This window comes from Pseudomonas sp. C2B4, from assembly GCF_013359695.1.
Classification (GTDB): Bacteria; Pseudomonadota; Gammaproteobacteria; order Pseudomonadales; family Pseudomonadaceae; genus Aquipseudomonas.
The window spans coordinates 6,858-10,374 of sequence record NZ_JABFMU010000102.1; the positions used below are offsets into that span (position 1 = coordinate 6,858).

At 60.4% G+C, this 3,517-nt stretch carries 3 protein-coding genes; 1 reads left to right on the plus strand and 2 read right to left on the minus strand.

The window, feature by feature from the left end; translation table 11 throughout:
• Positions 1 to 296 precede the first annotated feature (296 nt).
• Positions 297 to 1,160: an MBL fold metallo-hydrolase gene (locus tag HNQ83_RS30300; protein WP_175392515.1), complete on the minus strand. Its 864-nt coding sequence runs from the start codon at positions 1,158 to 1,160 to the stop codon at positions 297 to 299.
• Between the two features lie 194 nt (positions 1,161 to 1,354).
• Positions 1,355 to 2,656, minus strand: a complete 1,302-nt coding sequence (locus tag HNQ83_RS30305) for a DUF1214 domain-containing protein (RefSeq protein ID WP_372241943.1) — start codon at positions 2,654 to 2,656, stop codon at positions 1,355 to 1,357.
• A 269-nt stretch (positions 2,657 to 2,925) separates the two neighbouring features.
• Between HNQ83_RS30305 and HNQ83_RS30310 the strand changes: the two genes are divergently transcribed.
• Positions 2,926 to 3,378, plus strand: a complete 453-nt coding sequence (locus tag HNQ83_RS30310) for a hypothetical protein (RefSeq protein WP_175392517.1) — start codon at positions 2,926 to 2,928, stop codon at positions 3,376 to 3,378.
• Positions 3,379 to 3,517: the final 139 nt, after the last annotated feature.

Here is a 3,517-nt window from a genome sequence, read left to right on the forward strand (position 1 = left end):
AGATTGGCGTTCACTGAAGATCAAAAACTGTGGGAGCGAGCCTGCTCGCGAAAGCGGCACATCCGTCGACATCCCTGGTGAAGGTGCCGCCCTCTTCGCGAGCAGGCTCGCTCCCACAAGGGGTCTGCGGTGGCCGCCGGTTTGGTGTTCGCTGAAGATCAAAGACTGTGGGAGCGAGCCTGCTCGCGAATGCGGTACATCCGTCGACATCCCTGGTGAAGGTGCCGCCCTCTTCGCGAGCAGGCTCGCTCCCACAAGGGGTCTGCGGTGGCCGCCGGTTTGGCGTTCACTGACCCTCAAAAATCGAAACGGCTCAATGCGGGGTGCGGATCAAACGGCAGGTAACGCGACTGTCGATCACGCATGACCTTGATCATCGCAACCTCGGGATCACTGGAAAACACCAGGCGCCCACCACTGGCTACCAGGTGGTCCAGCAGCCGCTCTTTCTCGCCGACAAGACCTTCCGGATTGCGATCGTTGGCCGTGGTGACGTCCAGGCGCAGCCAATGGGTGCCGGGGATCAGGTCACCCGCGAACACCACCGGCCCGCCCGGCATGGCGATTTCCGGAATCAGTTGCCCCGGGGTGTAACCATCGCTGTAGTGGAACTGCCACCCCTCGCCCAGCTCATTGCACCGATCGCCATCGACCAGCACCAATCGACCGCTGCCCTCAAGCCTGTGCACGATCTGCCGGACGAACAACGCGCGATCATGGGGATGGTTGTGACGAGCTCGGGACCAGTGCCGCTCACCGGTGATGTAATGCGCCGTGGGAAACAGCAGGCGTGGTGTCTCACCCTCCTCGACCGCCGCACAGAGTTCGGGGGTGAGTTGCGCATGCAGGTGCGTGAGTACTACCGCACTGATGTCGCCTTCGGCGAGACCGTGTTGCGCCAGACTGTCCAGCAGGCCCGGGGGCTGTTTCTGGCAGCTGCAGGTGCGTCGCAGCGGCGCCAACAGCGCCCCGGCGCCCGCCAGCACCAGTATGTTCCGGCCTGCTTGCTGCACCAGCAGGCCTCGTGAGGCGAGGTCCACCAGATTATCCTGGTCAGGCGTGATCCAGTCCGCCCATAACTGCCGTGGCGTATTGCCAAACATCACGCCACCATCAAGCTTGCGACTGTTACCGGACAGAGTGGAGATACAACGGTTCACAACAGATACCTCTTGGAATTCGCACCACCGCTACAGAAGATGCGGCGGACGCCTTTTATGAGGTTTAGAGGTTAATCCTCCATCAGCGCCCCGCCTCCCACCCCGTTGGAGTGGGTTACGGGTATGCCAGGTTGGGCCGTCTTCATCCGGACTCACTACTTTTTCCGGGGTCATGACCTGTCCACCCAAGCCGATTAATCAACTTTGACCAGCGCCGGTGGGTAGTACGTACCGTTCGCCACGCCGTCGAGCGGGCCATAGAAACGCATGGTGAGACGGTAGTCCGTGCCCTTCGGTGTGGGTAGCCAGTTACCCTCTGGCGCGTCAGCCGGTTTTTCGGCGGCGAAATAGAGGGTCAGCGAACCATCCGCGCTTCGTTGGGGGTGGGTCTGCTCATTGAGCAAGTAGCGCTTGGTGGGGTTCGGCAGCACGCGGAAGTGAATGCTATCGACAGCGATGACGGACCAGAAATACTTGGCGAACCGGGTCGGCAATGCGTCGGCAGGGAACGTCAGCGTGTAGACATTGTTGCCGTTGAGTCCGGCGCCGGTCGAATCGCTTCCGCCTCGATAGTAGAGGACCTCAGGCTTGATATTGGCCCAGATGCCGCCATGGTTGACGAGGGTTCGCGCGAGATAATCGAGTCCGTATTCGCCCACGACACCGGGACGCGCCCAGCCATTCTCGACCGTACCGTGACCAATGAGGCCACCGGCCTTGGCGAACTGGGGAAAGGCCACTGTGCGGATGACCTGATCGACCCTGGCTCGCTCGGCCGGGTCGCTGATGGCCTTGGCGACAGCCCTCGCTGTCTGCTGTTGGTGTTCAAGGCCGGGATTGATGTCCGGATCGCTGTCGAGCGCCAGGTCAGCGACGTCGAAAGACTCAACGCCGGGCAGTTTCTCCATGTCGAAAATGGGTGTCTTGGGGATCTCCGGCAACTTGGGGGAACCGGTGGCCGTGAGCTTGAACTGTTGCTGCAAGGCCACGGCACGATCCGGGTCGTTGCCCAATGCGACGCGGGCAAGGATACGAGAGGACTTGACCGGCAAATCGATGCGACTGGTCAAGCCGTCCGGCAGCTTGACCTTGGCGCCCCTGAGGCACACAGCAAAGTCACCGTAGGACTGCCGGGGGAAGACGCGCTCATTGATGTTGGCGAGCGTCTCGCCCCAACCGTTGAGAAACTGCACGGTAAAGTAGCGGTCCTCGACTTTTGGCACCGAGACAATCGTGCAGCTGGATTCATCGACCGCCACCCAGGCCTCCGAATAGGCCACATCGAGGTTGGGGTTGGGCCAGTCGACCGCGCCAGGCTTGCGGTGGATGATTTCATTCCACTTGAAACCTTCCTGGAAATCGAGCTGCTGCTGGCGCGTGACGTGCAGACGGCCGAGCAGATAGATATAGGCATCGGCGATATCTTGATCGCTGGGTGGAGGCGCCGCCGCCACAGGACTGCTGGCACCGAAAGAAACGAGCGCGAACAAAGCCATCGCCCCTGAAACGCTTGACCGATCCATCGCCTACCTCGTTTGAAAAGCGGGTTGTCGAACTTAATGCGGTTCACTTGAGAAGCTTCGTGCCCCCACCGGGATAAATCCCCTCGCCACAGGTGAAAACCGAAAGATTAGCAGCCGGCCTCCTGCGGGCTCCTGCTTCCGACTTGCGGTAATGCCACTTTCCCGTGGACGCCGCCGGGAAGGCGATGAATGAGCTATACCCGCTAATCTCCCCTTGCAGTTTTCAACACAGGAGTTCGGCAATGATGCTCAGAAACTCGATTGCGACGCTCATGATCGCCGCCAGTCTCTACGGCTGCACCACGTCATCAGGCAAGAGCGTGAACGTGCCTTTGCAAGCCACCCGGCAGAACGCCGGGCAGATCGGCAATGTCGCGCTGGCCGACTGGGACAAGCAAACAGGGCTCAGTTTTTTCATCAGTGGCGTACCCACCGGAGCGATACTGCCCCTGCGCCTCTATTCGTTCATCAATAAAGGCACGTGCGAGCAACCCGGGCCCGTCGCGTACGCATTGAACGACAAGGTCAACACCGAACGCCAACCCGTGCGCGGCTGGGCGTTTTCAAGAACGGCCCCTGTCCCGTTGTCCACCCTGCTGGCCGGTGAATACTCCGTCGTCGTACGCAGTGCAGCAACGGATGGCAATGCTGATCTTTTTTGCGGTGATATCAAAGAGGCTAACTCGGCGAAATGACCGTGTAAGAGCCTCATGTGTACATATCCGCTTCTTCGGTAACGAGGGCTATTGGTTCCGCCCTTACGGCGGGTTACTTGGAAGAGCGCCAAGTAACCAAGCGCTTTCGCCCCTGACGTACGGCCCTTCGCTGAGGCTC